Genomic DNA, 15,790 nt, shown 5'->3' with positions numbered 1-15,790 from the left:
ACTTACAACCCTACTTTACCATTGAAGCGGACACCATTTTTAGGGAGTTACTCCCGGTATAACTAAATCGCAAAGTTTCAGGTTGCGTTCTTTCTGTGTTCGTTATGCTTATTCCCAAATGTCACCAGATTAGGGGATAGGGAACGGGTGTGCGTTCCCGGTCGATGAAGATCAGACGCAAGGAACAAGTGTCAGTTCCCATGCGTCTGCAATGAAAGCAACGGCCTGTGCTTTCTGGAGACGCATGATATGCTCGGCAGTCTCGGAATATTCGTTTGTTTCGATATAATCCTGAATGAGAGATTCATCCGAAACCATCACACCTGTGTAGATGTTCTCCGGATCGTGAGTACATTTATGTTCATGCTATAGATATGTTTGATTCCTGTCCAGGAAATCCGGACAGGAAGGATTGGTTAAATCGAATAAGGTAATCAGTCCCAGAAATGCTGTCTGGACTTTTCTAATTTACAGCATCTTTCGTATAATTCCGTGTCACAAATGCAGTCTCTTTCTTGCTCCAAATACTCTAACGATGATACTAATGCTTCGTCAATATCATCATCTGTACCCTGTGGCAACACAGACAAATCGGAAACATTCACATTGGGTATGTGTTCCAGAATATTAGATACCATTCCGGGAAGAATATCCTCGCATTTGAGGGTGATATGTTCAATCGGGTCGCAACATCCTAAAAAGAATACTGTTTCCTTACCAGAATCACCCTCCATCCAAAATTCCTTGACTTTGAAGATGACAGGATTCCCTGCAAGAACGGCACAAAGATTCAGTTGTTTGTCGGAACAATTCACATTTTTCAATCCCGCTTTGTGCATTGCCAGAACTAAGAGTGTATTTTCTGTCTTTTGAAGAGCATCCACTCTATTTCTCAAATTCTCGATATTCATACTTATGCTTATTTGTTTGTCTTGGATTTTAATAAGGGAACTTTTGGATTTTCAAGTTCTCGTTAATGATAAATTGGCGTCCGCACACGCAGACAATCAGGTTATCTTTTACATAGGACACCTCTCTGGTGACCTCTTCATGAGAGATACGTGGTGTACCGTCGGCATAGCATCCGTTCTTGATGTCACCGGAAAATGAATAGGTCTTTCCAGGAACAACTTGCTGTGGTAAAATCTCTTTCTTGTTCATACAATAAGGATTATTTGTTTGTTATTTGATGCAGAAAATATGCGATAGAGGAATAGGATTCGTCGCAGAAGTATATCTTCTTTTCCAAAGAGTCGGTATTGTCGTTGATACCTTCGCAACGAAGGCTTCCGTTATGATCTTCATAAACCGCAGTTACATGGAGATTGAACGTACCGTGTCTACCCGGAACGGCAATCATGACCGGGAACTGATCGTAGAAACAGTCTGTTTCATTATCACTTTCGTCCTCAAACTCTTCTTGGGGCTTGTATTTCATTTCCACCCGTCCGTTGTTTTGGGCGAGAACCTCTTTGATGTACAAGACTTGGCTCTTTTTTAGCTGGCTTTCCTGCTCCACTAATTCTTTATATTCCATATTTGTTTGATTTAATTCTTTGATACAAAGATATATAAATGGTCTCTCATAACGAAATATAGCCAAAGGGAATAGTAGGATAGGGGATGATACCTACTCTTTCATTTAAGCTTTCCTATCCTTTTATAAGCTAAAAGGAGCCCAATGGTGGGGCTCCGAACACGGCATACGGACATAAAGAAACCTGCCCGAATTGGGCAGGAACCTTATTCGTTAACCTACCAGTCTGTTGTGTTTCATCCAGCGGTCTATGAACTCACTTTGCGACCTGTTCCGGACAGGCTGGTTGTAGGCAAGGTACTTTTGTCTGATGTTCCGTCCGTCCGGAGAAAGCTCTATGGTGATTAAGCTCTTGTCCGGTTTGGCGACTTCTCTCAGCACGTAGATGTATGAAGAGCCGTTGGCAATTCTTGATCCATACGCTGCCACGCAGTTATGTTGCTGGTTGGCTTCGTCCAAAAGATCATCGTGACTTCGGATGCCCCGAACAAAATAGACTCCCTCTGTGTAGTCGTATTTCTTCATTTTCTCGCAGTTGTTCTGCATACGTTCAGCCATGATTTTGTTTTTTCGGTTACGGCAGTTACGTGCTGCAATGTCGTGTTCCCTTTTCAGACTATCTCCGTTGATGCGGGGCTGCATTTTGAGTTGGTTGCACATGGACAAATAATCATTAAGCAACATGAAAGCTTCCTTTTTCTCTATTGCTTCAAAGGTGTCAAGTCTAACTAAATACTGCATCAGACTATTCCAAGTAAACACTGGTTTTCCGTCATATTGTTTGCTAAGAATGGAGTTTAACCCCTCTAAATCTGCCTTTTTGAAATTTTGGTCGTAAGCCTGTTGGATATGGTCTGCGTCAATCTTTCCGAGCTTAGCCAGTTTACGATAGCAATCCCAAATTTCAAGATCCAATTCCCCCTTTAATATAGAATACACCATTTTGCTGGTTTTAAATATATCCTTTGGTTTTGTCCCCTGTTGGCAGAGCCTGTTGAAAATTACACAATTTTCTTCGGAAATAGAGTCATATTCAATGAATGAGTCAGCAAACAAATATCCGGCTTTGCTAAGTATTTCTATTTGAGGAGCAAGGAGCATACAACGTACATCAGCACCTTTTTCTGCTGCCCATTTCGCAGTATAGGGAGCGTTCTTTTCAAGAATTCCTGTAAGTTCCTCTTTGGACTGAATGAAATAGTGGTATATTGTAAATTTTTGCTTCTTTACCATTGACCATTTCCCCAATGAAAACTCAGTGCAATTATAAGGGTAAGTGGAACTATAGAATGAACTCAATTTCATTTTTTTGTCAAGTACAATATTTAATTTTGCATTCCACAATCTTGCACAATCATCAAAATAGCCAAGAGTAACCACAAATGTGTCAAATTCCAAATATCCCTCGCCTTGAGCCAGAGCATTAGGAACTGACCGTAAAAGGGCATTGGGCAATATTCGGCTTGCCATACCGCCCGCAAAAATAACATTTCCATTAACATTGGCAATTTGTCCACGTTTGTTACGACCAAAATATACCGTATCTGCATTTATTTTGCCAAGCAACTCTTCTAAAGAAAAACAGTCCTTGCTCAGATTATTAAGGTACTCTGGTACGGTAGATAATTTTGTATCAGTCTTTGAACAGGTAGTAACCTGTCTAACTGGTATATCATATTGCTGTTCCTCTCCAAAGGAAAACATAAGTTGCGCTGTCTGGTTTTGGTATTCTTGATTTAATGTTAAATGTCTCATGTGTTTATTGTTAATCGTTTGATACAAAGATACATAAATATGGTTCTATTAAATAATGACATCAATAAGAAAGATCTAATGGTGGGCGATGAAAACATTCTCATTTAAGCAAAACCAAATGCTTAAGTTCTCCCTCTTAAAGGATCTCAATCTTTATCCCCATAGGTGGTAACAATAGGAGTCCGTTGTGGGACTCCGGGGATATACCTAAGTCAAAAAGAAAAAACTGCCCATATTCACATACAGGCAGTCCATTTCACAATTAACTAAATACCAAACACTTTGTAGTGTTTGTGCGGTCAACTATGTTCGCACACCGTTGACCCCCTTTATCTCATTTGAAGAATAGTTATTTGGCGTTCTCGTATAAGACCTTTCTCTCACTGAATGGTGCATAGTTCATTACTTGAACTGTTGCTTCTTTACCATTTTCGGGTTCAATCAGTTCTTCTGTTTCGTAAAGAGTCTCAAAGGTCATTTCCAGTCCAGGCTCGCCGTCATCCATACTTACAGGGTGATTCTTTGCCAAGTTGATTACTCGTTGCTTGGCTTCTTCATAGGTGTCGGCATTTACGGTAACGGTATGGCGTTCCCACACCTTGTACTGGCAATCGACCAAGAAGGTGAAGACGGATTGTTCTTCCTTTGAAACTGATTGTTCGGTCTCTTTTCTTTGGGCTGCCAGAGCCTCTCCATATAACCACCTGTCGTATGCCTCCAGTTCCAAAACGGGATCCAGTCCTGTCATGTGTGCCTGCATGAGGTCGAACATTTGGGGCTGAATCAATCTGTTCGTCCACCAGCTTGGCAAGGTCATCCTCCCAGCCTAACTGGTCAATCCAACCGCCTGATGTCAGGACAGCCATCGCCTGTTCTCTCCAGTCTTCTGGCAAGATATCCCCTCTAAAAAAATTTGGATGGCTTGCATAATTACTACTCAGATAGGAATCACCTGTTACCTTACGGTACTCGTCTTGATTTATCTCTGTGAAAATTTTCATCCCACCTCTGAATTCGCCTTGGGCATCTGTCTTTAATCTTGACAGGCAGACGTTCAAACTGCCATTGTCCCAGTTTGCTGGCAAAACGACAACCTTTGTGTCTCCTGCCGATGATACAACGATGTAATATTTCATAATTCTTTGTCTTTCAACATTGTAAAGTTACAGAAATCCCAGCACATTACCCAATATATATCACCATATCAGAACTCTGTGGCAGGGTTCTACTATTCCATATAAGCAAAAGGGAAATAGGGGACACTGAAAGAAACTTGGGTTCAAGTTTCGCCAGAATTGGAATGCAGAGTGAAACTGGTTGCACCGTACTTTGTATGGAACAACCGTATATATAAAAAATCACAGCTTTACATCGAATATTTCTTGAAGGATGAACAGCTTTTTCTGCAAGGTGGATTTCTCCCAAAAATCATTGCCAACGTAGAATTGGAATTCATCATCCAACGCTGTACATTTTTTGTTGTATGGCTCGCTGATCCCAGGATCAATCAGTTTCTGGCTTAAACTCTCTTCGGATAGTTTATAGTGCGCATCACCTTGGGAATATTCCAATACCCGGAATGATCCACATTCAAATGTAATGTCAGACTGGTTGTCGATGCTAAGATCATCCAGCTCTTTCATGAGCGTTATAATCTCTCCATTGGTTTTATTGCCGATTAAGACTCTTCCTTCATGGTCATCACATCCATATTTGTCGATGAATTCAGAAAGGATAATCTGATATGTTATGCATCCCGGTAAAGTGTCTGGCTCTCCTTGTTCCAGTAAATCGTACATTCGGAACTGGTAGTTTGCCAAGTCCTGAAGCCAGTCAATATTGATGGCTGAAAGATTGATCGTTTCCTTTTCTCCATTCTTGTACTTAATGACAACTTCTTTAGTTGCACCAAGGATTTCGATAACCTCGGCTTTGCGGAACACAGGTTCACCCTTATCGTCCACGTCTTCAAAGAAAATCAGGTGTGGCAAGTTGTTCTGCGGGTAGAGTCCGGAGCAAATGACTCCAATATAATAATTCAATACCCCTTCTTGAATTCTACGTGCTTCATCCAAGTTCTTTATTTCCATGTTTCCCATATCAATGTTCTTTAAAAAATTCTGTTTCACAAAAATTGCATACATACTTAGCTGTAGTGCAAGAATACTCGCTGTTATCTTCCGGTCTTACATCATCGCTCCCTCAATGAGGGCTGAAAATTTCATTTAGTAAGAAATCATCCCAGTCTATTTTTTCTCTTCCTATTCCCATGACTAATTTTGGTTATCTTTCATATTCAAAGATACTAAAATGCTGTATTATAATGATATAGATAATGAAATGCCTCCGGTGAATGTTCAGGTTCATACATTCTCATATAAGCAGAGCAGTCACAATACCTGCATCTACTTTATAAGGAGGGGGATCATAGGGGACGTGAGTACGTCCCCGGGAGAACAAATAAAGCGTACTGGAAAACTGCCGTGAGCAGAGTTGTCTTGGCATAATGTATTCTCAAAGGGGATGAAAGGGATAGGCATTTGACTTTTATTATTACAACTTTTGAGTTGTAGTAATTCATATTAGCTTATCTAAATCTGGCAGCACGTTCAGCCAGTACTGCTTTTACTTCTTCCTCCAGATAGGGGAGTCTTATCAATTTGTAGTTAAGGAGTGTCGGATGGAACACTGCCAGCCAACAGGCTTCGATTTCGATGCCGTAATTCTTCTTGAGAATATACCGGTACCCGGACTGTTGCATGGCATAGTGATAGTAGGAACAATCCGGGAGGTGTGAGAGTACTCCCAATCCCATAGTATGATTGTAGGAATCCCGGATGACGTTCCCATCCTGGTCTATCAGGTTCTTGCTCCGCTTCCAGTCCAACATCAGGTTACATACATGGAAATCCAATGAATCAATTGTACCTGCCACTCGGCTTTCTTCGTCATAGATAGTCCACTCGGTACGATAAGGAACCATCGGATGCTCTGTGATGAAATTCTTGAACTGCCAGAAAACATCTGACTCGTCATGCGGCAAAGAAAGCAAATAGTTTTCGATATTGGCATGGAGCTTGGTGCCCAAATGGGTCTGGTGTTCCCATTCGGCAATCAGTTCCTCCGGTGAGCAACCCCGTCTCTGGGCTACAAATGAGGCTACCCGTTCCTTATCGAAAGGAGCAAAATAGGACGCAATGATTTCCGTCCAGCTATCCATCTTACCTAGTCTGTCATGGGTATAAATATGCGGTTCTTCATCGAAAAAGATGTGGTTGTCTCTTTCGTGCCAATTATTATTATTGTATTTCAATCGGTTCATTATTAGTGCTATTTGCTTGTTCTACAGGACAAATTTATATCATACCCCCCCGAAGGGGGTATCTCAGTTGGCAGGATTGTCGATACCCTTTATTATATTCATCAGTTCTTCATCTGCTAAAGTTATGGCTTTAGCGTGAATAGGTTCACAATCATCTTCGATTTCTTCTCTACCGTTATAGAAGCCATAATACATCAGTTCCTCATTACCTTCGTCATCAGCAACCGTATATAATAGTTGGATTTGGACAGATTCTACTCCTTTGCCCTCTACATAATGGGCATAAGTACAATTTAGTTCCAACATTTTAGATGGTCGTTCCTTTTTGTCCGGATAAATGCCGAACTCGTTTGCGTAATATTCGGGAGAATCCGAATAATCGTTTCCATTCTCGGAAACGTAATATTTAAGTGCTTCTCTCATGCTATGAATGGCAGAGAAATATCTTTCTTTGAGTGTTAAGGTGTCCATAATCATTGTTTTATTCTATGCAAAAATATAAAAAACATTGGACATAAAAGAAAACCAAACGGATTATAATATCAAGCAAGTAGGTCGTGACTCTCTCATTGAAGCCAATCCATTTACTTTGGTAAAAATACTTGATAGGGAACGTGAGCGCGTTCCCGAAAGGGCAAATTAAATGGGTCGAATAAATCAGATGAAACAAACTCAAAGTTCATCTAACAAGGCTTCTATCGATTTGAGTTGTATTTTACCGTCTAGGTGATCTTTGACCTGTTGCAAAGCTTCTTTTAATTCCTTCATTATGTCCCTTTTGTGCCCCATGCATTCTTCCGGCTGGATGATTTTGAACTGTTCATCTTGGTATTTAACAGCACCGCAAATCTTTCCGTCATGGCCGCAGATGGTATCAGTTTCACTTAGCCATAACATACCGCAGGGGAATTGTGTCTTTATCATTCCCATTTACTTATCTTTATAGTGTCCTTCTATTTCAATAACCATGACGGTAACGGTTTCATCATAGATGTCATATATCAACCTGTCATGTGCCGTTGTCCGTCTTGAATAGCTGACAGAGTTTCCTGCCTTTAAAGGTTCCGGGTGTCCGGTCCCTGTACGGGGGCCATGATTTCTTCAAGAAGACTCACCAGTTTTTTGTAGAGTACAAGATTGGACTTTTTGTATTTGGGTGTGGTTTTGTCGCACCCTTTGAAAATTCAATCTTGTACATCATAACGTATCCAATAAGTCGTGAAGTTCTTCTTTGGTATTGCAGACGATTGTTTCCCGGTTTTTGTATTGCCTACGTGCTTCCTCTATCTTCTGTTCAAATTTGTGGGTGGTTGTAATATCACTGTCGTAGACGGGTGTCAGCATGTAGGAGCGTTTGCCTCTGCGTCTGATAACAATTTGTTAGCCTTGATCTGCCATGTCAACCCAAGAGGCTTGCTTGTCCCTAAATTCCCTTGATGTTACTTGTAGCATACTGTTCTTTTCTTTTTATGTGTACCAAAGTTGGTACACATAAAAAGAAAGGCTATTATTCCGGAAGTACAAGCAGGAAATCTGTTTTTATGCTTTTGTAATGCGCATTACAATTTCAGGTCCTGTTTTATTCAGCCGTTTGTGTCGTTTTGGCGTGTGTGTTGTTTGTGGGACAGGTTCTTTCTTAGTGCCTTGCTTCGACTTTTCCCCGTCCCTGTACGAGTGTTCCGGCTTTATTTTTTTGGCTCCTCCACCAGACTTTTATACTGCAGCCGCTAAAAAGCGGCTGGAATGCGTTACCATCCATAAACCTTGGCAACATGAGGGTACAAGCTCCGGGTGTATCGAGAAATATCCTTTTGTGTGTATGTACCGTTGTAAATCTTTTCTGTCAGGTTATCTATGTTCACACCTGGCTTAATCTCCCGGAATGTAATATAGTTTGTTCCGTCATGATGATGTTGGACTGCTTTCACCTGTTTGGTCTGAGTGTCTGCAAAGTATTCTATTTCACCTTCAGATAGTGAAGACAATATATTGCCAACATTATTGTCAATTATCCGGTATCCCGATTTTCGTCCGTTCCACAAGCCTAAATCCGCTATCAGAAGGATGTTTCCTTCCAAAAACATATCGAGATTGCTTATTTCGTCATCCTGCCAATTCCGCTTTTGTTCAGCGGCTTCTTCACAAATAGCCATTTCACTGGATGGATAGCCTTGTTCCTGTAACCATTCTTCTGCGCATTTCAGATCTTCATCTGTGATTTCGGTGGAGAATATTATCTTTTTCATAACTATTTAATTATGTTCTTTATTATATCTATCTATTTGATATACACAAAGTTACTTAAATTCAATGTGTTTATGAAATAGAAATTAAGAAAGCTCTTTCACCCTATATGGTTGAAACATTTCCATTAAAGCCACTCCATATTACTGGCAGATAAGAACCTGATGGTCAGGTTCTGCAAATAGGGGAGTAGGGTGTTCCGAATGACCGGATCACCCTAGCAGTTAATTGAGAGTCAGAGATGGGAAATAGAGACCGGATATATTTCCGGTATAATTGTATTCGACCCCGTATATGCTAAAGGTCTTGGCATTTTTGGCTGCATCCATAATGGTTTGCACAATCTTCTTGTCATTGATGTAGCCGGTAAAGAAACAGGGATGCAGGAAAAACCTGTTATATCCTGACTTTGCCAACGGTGTTTGCTTCTGTTGGGGCACCTGCCAACCTAATGACTCAAATATGGCGGTAACCTCTTGTACGAACGCCCTATGTTGGTTGTCCGAATGTCCGGATAACCGACCGTATCCGGAATTAATTAAAATGTGAACCTTTTCCATAATTCAAGAATATAGCATTTCGTCTGTCGGACGATCATGGGTTATGACAATGTTGCCTTGTTCTCTTAATTCTGATTGCGTGGCGTGAACGTGATCGGTACGATCATCCGGGTAAGTCAGACAGCCATCGGAGTGGCAATCCGGACAGATGTCTGTACCCATGGGAACCAACAAAAGGGTCTCACAATCGTTACACAATACCAGATCACCTTTATTATTGTTTCCCATGTAGGAATGAACAATCTCGTTTGACCGAATCAACACATTTCCAGAATACCGAAATTCAAGTCCGGAAGTAAGGTCTTTCAGCATGATTGATTTGTCCTCCCTGATTGACTGCACCAGACAATTCCCGAACGGATACATATCATCTACAGTGATAGTTTCATAGAGATTCAATGTCGGCAAGAACATACTAACGCCATTCACGTCAATAAAGGTCGCATCCTTTGGCAATAGAACCTCCATACCTTCTGTAAGGACATGGGAAGGTACCCCGGCCAAGTGGTAATCTAATGGAAAACCTTGGTCCGGGTCTGAAATCGGTGCTACCCCTTGGTAATAGGAACCATTCTCGGTCAGTGAGGGGTGCTTCACTTCCGGGTTGTATCCCTGTGGAGAGTTCTTGAAAGCCAGTTCGATGCCTATCTGACGAAGATACTCTTTATTTCTATCCACGATACCGTTCATCTCTGCAAGCAATTCATAATAATCCTTGCCACCGAACACACCATAACCTCCGTAACAAGTCTCTTTGTACTTGTTGCCCTTATCATCCGTCATATATACCGTAAACGGAACTCCGTTCCGGATTCTACGCTTGGTGTCTTGTGTAAACCAGCTAAACTGTCCCATAGTTATTGTTTTTAGAGTATCAAATCTGCCCATACATCCGGTTCTTTCTTGATGTAGAATGCCATACAATCTATCAGGCTCCGTTTTGAGCCTACTTTAGCTACGGTAAATCCACCGTTGGCAATCTGTTCATCTGTTGCGATGAAGATGTAACCCTTATGTTTGGCCTCCGGTTTGAAGGGCTTAATCTGGCTTTTAAGTTTCTTGAAGTTTATCATCTTTTATCTCATTGATTATGATGCAAATATACAGAAATATAGGGAGTCTTCATAGTTCCGGAAAACAAAAGGGAAAGAGTAGTATCAGGTCGGACTTTTCCATTATTGCGGATACCATAAATACCCCACGATCGGCGATATTTCACCCATATTTCAGCAGACCGTGGTCGGTCTGCGTTGGCAAGAAAACATGCCGATACCCCTCTGTGTGAGTTGTTGCCGAACAAGGAAAGCTGTGTCAGCCTGCCTTGTCCGGATTCCAATATAGACTATTCTTCCCCTTCGGATAGTTTGTCCTTGTACTTTTTATAGACATATTCGAGAAGGATACTTCTCATTACCTCTCTTTTCTCTTCCTCCGAATAATTGAAGTAATAAGTCTGTTCGTCACAATGGTGATTCAGACGTTTCACCCTGCCTTTATATTCCCCTCGGCTGAAAAACTCTTGGGCTATCACACACACCGTTGTGTCTGTGTTCTCATATTGAAAATACACATCTACATATAATTTCCCGTTGCACCATGACAGCCTTTCGACTAAGCTGTCCCAATTATTGCCTTTTCTTCTGTCGGGATGAATATTCAAATCTTTACTTCTTGACTTGTCTCTGCCATAACCGGCTTCCTTCACGACTCTTACCAAGGTCGCATATTCCACCATGGAAAGCTCGGCTGGAGTAAGCTTGTTGATGATTTCTATTTTCTTCTTCGGGGAGTATCTCTTGAAGATCTCTACGTTAATGTTCATATTCTTAAAGTTTGATGGTTAATATTCTAATTCATTAATAATCACAAATATAGTATATTTATATAAGTTTTCCTAACCTATACAGAATATTAGCATTTAGGATAGGGGAGTGAAACTCTTTCATTCAAGCTATCAATAACGATCTATAGGAGGACAGTATGGTTCTCCGGGTGGAAGAAGGAAGACAACCGTGTCAATCGAAATCTACCCGGCGATTCCGACGATACACCTTCTTTGAGGTGACTACATTGTGCCGTGGTACCGGTTTGCCGAAAGCCTGTATCTCCGCATCCCGGCTACCTTTGTGAAATGCTGCCAGAGGGGTGGATGGGGCATTACGCCTTTTCTTGCTCTTTTTCATAATCTAAACTTTTGATTTATACAAAAATACTTTTTATTTGTGTAGCAAGCTATTATATTGTTGTTGAATGTCTGTGTGCACCTGAGTTCGAACTTTTTCATGCAGGCCATTTATTGTTCGGAGTAGGAGGAAGGAGCCGGTGTCGGCTCCTATGGCGTATCAGTCATACCATCTGATGTCAAACTGGAAATTTGCGGACAGCTCGTGCCACCGGATGAACGTACTGGCAATCTCCAGAGAACGATGAAGGGAAGGGTAGGGGGGGACTGTAAACGGGAAATCACCGGGTAGCAGTTGGTACATATAGACCGGCACAGCCCTTATGTCATTCGTCAGAAAGACAAAGTGAAGGACGGGAACCATATCTGCATCTGTCTGTATAACGGACAGCATTTGTCTGTTACGGACAAAAAAATACCGCAAAGTAATTTGTTCTTTGCGGTATTTGATAAAAGTCTTTGAGTTTGCTGCCGTTTGAATGTCATTGATACATTGCTGGCACTTGAGAAATACTTCTTTTCGATTCATAATTCTATTGTTAAAAATAAACCGAAAGAAACTAATTTTTCAAGATTTGGCTCTCAGCCCGTCAAAATTGAAATCTACGGAGATGGTAAACCCACCTTGGTTCACATAGATAGAATACTCCCTGCTGTCTGGGTTCACCTCCATGATTTTTCCCAGACCGAAAAGCGGGTGTATTACTTCGTCTCCGGCTTTCCACATGAGAGCCGGGGCAGTGGGTTCAACCACCTCTTCCGTTGGTTGGGATTCCGGTTCATCGGCAGGTAAACAGTCAGTCGTATTATCGTCTTTGGGAGCGTCTGTAATCACTGTGAGTCCCTTATAGTCCATACGGATATGCATCAGGCTGTCAGTACGGTCCATCCGGATAAGATACTCATTACGGGAACTTTCCACCTTTTCAATGGTACCGTCACCAAATGCCGGATGTTTGACACGTGTTCCGATTGTCAGCACATCATAATCTCCATTGGAATCAAATTCCAGTCCTTCATTTTGGATGATTTTCCGGGTCATCTCTGCCAGGTATTCGGGCACATACCCATTACGTTGGATGCGTTTGCTGTCTATCTCAAAGATAAACCTGGACGGCACCCTGTTGCCGCCACCGTAGAATTGTCCTTCGTTCTCGGTGATAAACAGTTGCAGTTTGGCACGGGTTACGGCCACGTACGCTAACCGGCGTTCCTCTTCCAACCCTTCACGACGGGTCTCAGACACACACCGCTGGTTGGGCATGACACCCTCGTTGCATCCGATAAGGAACACATAGGGAAATTCCAGTCCCTTGGACTGGTGTATGGTCATCAGTTTGATGCTGTCTTCTTTATCCTTGGCATCCACGTTGGTGTACAAGGAAATGTCCTGAAGGTATGTCTTCAATGAAAAATCTTCATCATCCTTATGCTCGTTTTCATAAGACAGGATGGAGTTCTGAAGCTCTACTACGTTGTCCAGCCTTTCGGTATCCTCAGATTCCCGTAATTCTTTCATGATACCGGTCTGGTCCAAAATATATGTTGCCAAGTCAGAAATTGAGCCGCCTTTTAGTCCCTGAATCTGATTGGCCAGTTTGATGTATTCGGCAGCACCGGAGCGGGTGACCTCCTTGACAGAACCATAATGCTTGAGCAGGGCGGCAAAGTATGAGCTTCCGTCCGCTTTGGCCAGTTCCTTAATCCGGTTGATAAAAGCCTTTCCCAACTTACGGGACGGATAGTTGTATGTCCGAAGGAAAGCCATGTCATTGTCGGGAGTCTCGGCCATGGTCAGATAAGCCATGACATCCTTAATCTCCTTGCGTTCGAAGAACCGCATACCACCAAACACCTGATACTTGATACCATTTTGGATGAACGCCTGTTCGACGGAACGGGAGAGGGCAGACACACGGAACAATACGGCGATGTCATCAGACTTGGCTCCATTTTCAAGTAAACTCTGTACCTTGGATGCCACATATAGTGACTCGTTCTTGTCATTATCGGCATGAATCCATTCAATCGGGCTGCCCGGATCAACGTTGTCGGTGTATAATTCCTTCTTCACACGTAAACGGTTGTGTACAATGATGTCGTTGGCCGCTCCAAGGATAGTAGGTGTTGAACGGTAATTTTGGTCCAGCACTATCGTGGTGCATGGGGAGAACACCTTGTCAAACTTGACCAACCCCTCGGGACGTGCCCCTCTAAAAGAATAGATGGCCTGGTCAGGATCTCCTACGACAAACAAGTTCCGGCAAGCTTTAGCCAACAATTCCAGCATGGCCCATTGACGTCTGGAGTTGTCCTGTGTCTCGTCAACCATGATATAGCTGAAAGCGTTTGACCAAGTGTCAAGCACCTGATGGTTTGTCTGAAGAAGATACAGCGTAAAGGAAATCAGGTCATTGAAATCCAAGGACAAGTTCTTGCGCTGCAGGGTCAGGTAATTCAGCAGGATCCTGTCTTTCACTTCTGCTTCTGCCGGGATGACAGGGTCATTGGGAGCGACAAGCAGCTTGACAACATGTTCCCATCCCTCTCCGGTCTTGCACATCTCTATGTGTTTCAGGGCATCCTTGGCTGTAATGCCGTCATTGGATGAAAGACCCATTTCTTCGAATACCTCTTTGATCAATGATTTCTGGTCAGTCATATCCAGGATGCTGAATGTCTGCTGGTATCCCAATCGCTGGATCTCGCGTCTGAGAACCTTCACACAGAAACTGTGGAAAGTACAGATGTATTCGTCAGTGATGTTCTCGCCCAAAAGCTGCTTTACTCTGCCACGCATTTCAGCTGCCGCCTTGTTGGTGAAGGTAACACAGAGGATTCGGTTGGAAGGAACACCGATTTCCTGCACCAGATAGGCAAAGCGATGTGTCAAAGTCTTAGTTTTGCCACTGCCTGCTCCGGCAATGATACGGAAGTAGCCTTCTGTAGCCTGGACAGCCTCACGCTGTCTGTCATTCAGTGATTCTAATATACGACTCATAATTTCAGTTTTTAGATAGTACGGTTGGCCATATTGACCAATGCGATTACGGCGATGGAACCGGCTTCTGATCCATCGTCAGAGATGAAACGGGCAAAGCCGTCCGATACATGTTTCACGGTTGCAGGGATACCCGCATGCATAAACTGGAATCCCGGGATAATATCGTTTGAAGTAATACGTTTCATAGGTCTTGTTTTTTAATGGTTAAAGTGAGTGATTTAACAATCGCAATCTGCATCTTCCAGCAGTTCCTTGGTATAAGGGGAGTAGATTGTTCCGGATTCGACGGCTTCCGCTTCCACTGCAAACAATCCGGTCCCTTTCTCGTAATACAGTTCCAACTCAATGGGAGTGCCGGAAACATACGCTTCGGCTTCTTCCCTAGTCTTGAACTGATTCTGTTCTATCAGTTCGTCCACCTTATTGGCGAATGCAGTAGGATACTTGTCCGGAGCCAGGGTCACCATGATTGAATCGTAACAGTCACTATTGTTTAATTTCATAATCTTCGTCTTTAATGTTTTGGTAATCAATATCCGGCTTTCTTCTGGCGGGAATTTGCCACGAAGGTCTTGTTGTTCCCGGTAAGCTTGATTTCACCAAGGTTTTCCCAATCACCGTTGGCCCATGTTTTTGTGATACTTGAACCCTTGTATTTGTCCATGTTTGCCTTAATAAGCTTCTTGGCCGGAGGGAGAGAGTAGAAAGTGAAGGTGTCTTTGGTTTCTTCGCAATCTACGTCATGTTCCCACTGTTTGGTCTTTTGGTTGAACTTGTCCCCTTTGTAGTGGCGGGTGACAGGCTCTGTAAAATATACACTATATGTTTTCATACGCTTAATTATTAGTCTTTGATAACTCCGATAACATAAGTATTCGAATCGAACGACCATTCCATTGTTTCCTTATCTATCGTCTCATAATAATGGCCATGGCAGGCTATTACCAATTGGGTTTCGTCGATACTCTTGATCTCGTCAAGCAATTCTTTGCGGGCAGACACAAATTTCTCCAAGTCTTCAAGACTGTTGATATCATCCAGTAATGGCTTTACTTCGTCTTCATAAAACGATTCCACACTGCTTGAGTCGAATGCCATGTAATCATCGCCATAATTTTCGGCTGAAATGCGCATCGGCTCGAATGTCGTATTGCGGTCTCTGACATAGAGTTGCCAACCTGCTTTT

General features: G+C 42.4%; 22 protein-coding genes and 2 pseudogenes. 1 reads left to right on the top strand and 23 read right to left on the bottom strand.

Annotated elements, in window-relative coordinates; genetic code table 11:
- Window positions 1-171: 171 nt before the first annotated feature.
- The 9 genes from KTG12_RS20340 to KTG12_RS20300 all read right to left on the bottom strand — a co-directional run bounded on the left by KTG12_RS20340 (window position 172) and on the right by KTG12_RS20300 (window position 7,085).
- Window positions 172-321 (bottom strand): hypothetical protein, encoded by a 150-nt coding sequence (locus KTG12_RS20340; protein WP_182430364.1) that lies wholly within the window; start codon window positions 319-321, stop codon window positions 172-174.
- Between the two features lie 113 nt (window positions 322-434).
- A complete protein-coding gene (locus tag KTG12_RS20335; protein ID WP_075965690.1) occupies window positions 435-911 on the bottom strand; it encodes a hypothetical protein in 477 nt (158 codons plus the stop codon).
- A 28-nt stretch (window positions 912-939) separates the two neighbouring features.
- Window positions 940-1,161, bottom strand: a complete 222-nt coding sequence (locus KTG12_RS20330) for a hypothetical protein (RefSeq protein ID WP_075965691.1) — start codon at window positions 1,159-1,161, stop codon at window positions 940-942.
- Between the two features lie 10 nt (window positions 1,162-1,171).
- Complete coding sequence (locus KTG12_RS20325; RefSeq protein WP_075965692.1) at window positions 1,172-1,537, bottom strand: hypothetical protein; 366 nt, start codon at window positions 1,535-1,537, stop codon at window positions 1,172-1,174.
- Between the two features lie 213 nt (window positions 1,538-1,750).
- A complete protein-coding gene (locus KTG12_RS20320; RefSeq protein ID WP_075965693.1) occupies window positions 1,751-3,292 on the bottom strand; it encodes a PcfJ domain-containing protein in 1,542 nt (513 codons plus the stop codon).
- 349 nt (window positions 3,293-3,641) lie between these two features.
- Window positions 3,642-4,052, bottom strand: a complete 411-nt coding sequence (locus KTG12_RS20315; protein WP_139322587.1) for a hypothetical protein — start codon at window positions 4,050-4,052, stop codon at window positions 3,642-3,644.
- 598 nt (window positions 4,053-4,650) lie between these two features.
- Window positions 4,651-5,391 (bottom strand): hypothetical protein, encoded by a 741-nt coding sequence (locus KTG12_RS20310; protein ID WP_139322588.1) that lies wholly within the window; start codon window positions 5,389-5,391, stop codon window positions 4,651-4,653.
- A 488-nt stretch (window positions 5,392-5,879) separates the two neighbouring features.
- Window positions 5,880-6,614 carry a hypothetical protein gene (locus tag KTG12_RS20305; protein WP_075965696.1) on the bottom strand — a complete coding sequence of 245 codons (735 nt, stop codon included), beginning with the start codon at window positions 6,612-6,614 and terminating at the stop codon, window positions 5,880-5,882.
- A 63-nt stretch (window positions 6,615-6,677) separates the two neighbouring features.
- Window positions 6,678-7,085 carry a hypothetical protein gene (locus KTG12_RS20300; RefSeq protein WP_075965697.1) on the bottom strand — a complete coding sequence of 136 codons (408 nt, stop codon included), beginning with the start codon at window positions 7,083-7,085 and terminating at the stop codon, window positions 6,678-6,680.
- A 37-nt stretch (window positions 7,086-7,122) separates the two neighbouring features.
- On the opposite strand from KTG12_RS20300, the gene KTG12_RS22120 reads away from it, so the two are divergent.
- On the top strand, window positions 7,123-7,257 hold the full coding sequence (locus KTG12_RS22120; RefSeq protein ID WP_256304525.1) for a hypothetical protein: 135 nt from the start codon (window positions 7,123-7,125) through the stop codon (window positions 7,255-7,257).
- A 29-nt stretch (window positions 7,258-7,286) separates the two neighbouring features.
- On the opposite strand, the gene KTG12_RS20295 is transcribed toward KTG12_RS22120, so the two are convergent.
- The 14 genes and pseudogenes from KTG12_RS20295 to KTG12_RS20230 all read right to left on the bottom strand — a co-directional run.
- Window positions 7,287-7,544, bottom strand: a complete 258-nt coding sequence (locus KTG12_RS20295) for a hypothetical protein (RefSeq protein WP_075965698.1) — start codon at window positions 7,542-7,544, stop codon at window positions 7,287-7,289.
- Window positions 7,545-7,643: pseudogene (locus tag KTG12_RS22005) on the bottom strand (type II toxin-antitoxin system mRNA interferase toxin, RelE/StbE family); the annotation flags it as partial.
- Between the two features lie 719 nt (window positions 7,644-8,362).
- Window positions 8,363-8,860, bottom strand: a complete 498-nt coding sequence (locus KTG12_RS20285) for a hypothetical protein (RefSeq protein WP_075965699.1) — start codon at window positions 8,858-8,860, stop codon at window positions 8,363-8,365.
- Window positions 8,861-9,082: 222 nt separating this feature from the next.
- Complete coding sequence (locus KTG12_RS20280; RefSeq protein WP_075965700.1) at window positions 9,083-9,418, bottom strand: hypothetical protein; 336 nt, start codon at window positions 9,416-9,418, stop codon at window positions 9,083-9,085.
- Between the two features lie 3 nt (window positions 9,419-9,421).
- On the bottom strand, window positions 9,422-10,273 hold the full coding sequence (locus KTG12_RS20275) for a hypothetical protein (RefSeq protein ID WP_075965701.1): 852 nt from the start codon (window positions 10,271-10,273) through the stop codon (window positions 9,422-9,424).
- A gap of 11 nt (window positions 10,274-10,284) precedes the next feature.
- Entirely contained in the window at window positions 10,285-10,491 is a 207-nt protein-coding gene (locus tag KTG12_RS20270) for a hypothetical protein (protein WP_075965702.1), read from the bottom strand.
- Between the two features lie 269 nt (window positions 10,492-10,760).
- The gene (locus KTG12_RS20265; RefSeq protein ID WP_075965703.1) at window positions 10,761-11,240 is read right to left on the bottom strand and encodes a hypothetical protein; all 480 of its coding nucleotides are present in this window, start codon (window positions 11,238-11,240) and stop codon (window positions 10,761-10,763) included.
- A 193-nt stretch (window positions 11,241-11,433) separates the two neighbouring features.
- The gene (locus KTG12_RS20260) at window positions 11,434-11,601 is read right to left on the bottom strand and encodes a hypothetical protein (RefSeq protein WP_167369859.1); all 168 of its coding nucleotides are present in this window, start codon (window positions 11,599-11,601) and stop codon (window positions 11,434-11,436) included.
- A gap of 159 nt (window positions 11,602-11,760) precedes the next feature.
- The gene (locus KTG12_RS20255; protein WP_075965704.1) at window positions 11,761-12,129 is read right to left on the bottom strand and encodes a hypothetical protein; all 369 of its coding nucleotides are present in this window, start codon (window positions 12,127-12,129) and stop codon (window positions 11,761-11,763) included.
- Window positions 12,130-12,168: 39 nt separating this feature from the next.
- Window positions 12,169-14,601 (bottom strand): ATP-dependent helicase, encoded by a 2,433-nt coding sequence (locus KTG12_RS20250; RefSeq protein WP_075965705.1) that lies wholly within the window; start codon window positions 14,599-14,601, stop codon window positions 12,169-12,171.
- 11 nt (window positions 14,602-14,612) lie between these two features.
- Window positions 14,613-14,789, bottom strand: coding sequence for a hypothetical protein (locus KTG12_RS20245; protein WP_167369860.1), 177 nt, complete (start codon window positions 14,787-14,789; stop codon window positions 14,613-14,615).
- Window positions 14,790-14,822: 33 nt separating this feature from the next.
- Window positions 14,823-15,107 carry a hypothetical protein gene (locus KTG12_RS20240; protein ID WP_075965706.1) on the bottom strand — a complete coding sequence of 95 codons (285 nt, stop codon included), beginning with the start codon at window positions 15,105-15,107 and terminating at the stop codon, window positions 14,823-14,825.
- Between the two features lie 26 nt (window positions 15,108-15,133).
- The gene (locus tag KTG12_RS20235) at window positions 15,134-15,436 is read right to left on the bottom strand and encodes a hypothetical protein (RefSeq protein ID WP_081415415.1); all 303 of its coding nucleotides are present in this window, start codon (window positions 15,434-15,436) and stop codon (window positions 15,134-15,136) included.
- An 11-nt stretch (window positions 15,437-15,447) separates the two neighbouring features.
- Window positions 15,448-15,790, bottom strand: a pseudogene (locus tag KTG12_RS20230) (hypothetical protein); the annotation flags it as partial.

It is taken from the genome of Parabacteroides sp. MSK.9.14, assembly GCF_019041495.1.
In the GTDB taxonomy this organism is placed as follows: Bacteria; Bacteroidota; Bacteroidia; order Bacteroidales; family Tannerellaceae; genus Parabacteroides; species Parabacteroides merdae.
Note: the sequence above shows the minus strand (reverse complement) of the source record. Positions and strands in the feature narration are given on the sequence as shown.

Bases quoted from the DNA above. Each gene is read 5' to 3' on its own strand.
- KTG12_RS20335 (WP_075965690.1), bottom strand. From the start codon at position 911: ATGAATATCGAGAATTTGAGAAATAGAGTGGATGCTCTTCAAAAGACA.
- KTG12_RS20330 (WP_075965691.1), bottom strand. From the start codon at position 1,161: ATGAACAAGAAAGAGATTTTACCACAGCAAGTTGTTCCTGGAAAGACC.
- KTG12_RS20325 (WP_075965692.1), bottom strand. From the start codon at position 1,537: ATGGAATATAAAGAATTAGTGGAGCAGGAAAGCCAGCTAAAAAAGAGC.
- KTG12_RS20320 (WP_075965693.1), bottom strand. From the start codon at position 3,292: ATGAGACATTTAACATTAAATCAAGAATACCAAAACCAGACAGCGCAA.
- KTG12_RS20315 (WP_139322587.1), bottom strand. From the start codon at position 4,052: ATGCAGGCACACATGACAGGACTGGATCCCGTTTTGGAACTGGAGGCA.
- KTG12_RS20310 (WP_139322588.1), bottom strand. From the start codon at position 5,391: ATGGGAAACATGGAAATAAAGAACTTGGATGAAGCACGTAGAATTCAA.
- KTG12_RS20305 (WP_075965696.1), bottom strand. From the start codon at position 6,614: ATGAACCGATTGAAATACAATAATAATAATTGGCACGAAAGAGACAAC.
- KTG12_RS20300 (WP_075965697.1), bottom strand. From the start codon at position 7,085: ATGGACACCTTAACACTCAAAGAAAGATATTTCTCTGCCATTCATAGC.
- KTG12_RS20295 (WP_075965698.1), bottom strand. From the start codon at position 7,544: ATGGGAATGATAAAGACACAATTCCCCTGCGGTATGTTATGGCTAAGT.
- KTG12_RS20285 (WP_075965699.1), bottom strand. From the start codon at position 8,860: ATGAAAAAGATAATATTCTCCACCGAAATCACAGATGAAGATCTGAAA.
- KTG12_RS20280 (WP_075965700.1), bottom strand. From the start codon at position 9,418: ATGGAAAAGGTTCACATTTTAATTAATTCCGGATACGGTCGGTTATCC.
- KTG12_RS20275 (WP_075965701.1), bottom strand. From the start codon at position 10,273: ATGGGACAGTTTAGCTGGTTTACACAAGACACCAAGCGTAGAATCCGG.
- KTG12_RS20270 (WP_075965702.1), bottom strand. From the start codon at position 10,491: ATGATAAACTTCAAGAAACTTAAAAGCCAGATTAAGCCCTTCAAACCG.
- KTG12_RS20265 (WP_075965703.1), bottom strand. From the start codon at position 11,240: ATGAACATTAACGTAGAGATCTTCAAGAGATACTCCCCGAAGAAGAAA.
- KTG12_RS20260 (WP_167369859.1), bottom strand. From the start codon at position 11,601: ATGAAAAAGAGCAAGAAAAGGCGTAATGCCCCATCCACCCCTCTGGCA.
- KTG12_RS20255 (WP_075965704.1), bottom strand. From the start codon at position 12,129: ATGAATCGAAAAGAAGTATTTCTCAAGTGCCAGCAATGTATCAATGAC.
- KTG12_RS20250 (WP_075965705.1), bottom strand. From the start codon at position 14,601: ATGAGTCGTATATTAGAATCACTGAATGACAGACAGCGTGAGGCTGTC.
- KTG12_RS20245 (WP_167369860.1), bottom strand. From the start codon at position 14,789: ATGAAACGTATTACTTCAAACGATATTATCCCGGGATTCCAGTTTATG.
- KTG12_RS20240 (WP_075965706.1), bottom strand. From the start codon at position 15,107: ATGAAATTAAACAATAGTGACTGTTACGATTCAATCATGGTGACCCTG.
- KTG12_RS20235 (WP_081415415.1), bottom strand. From the start codon at position 15,436: ATGAAAACATATAGTGTATATTTTACAGAGCCTGTCACCCGCCACTAC.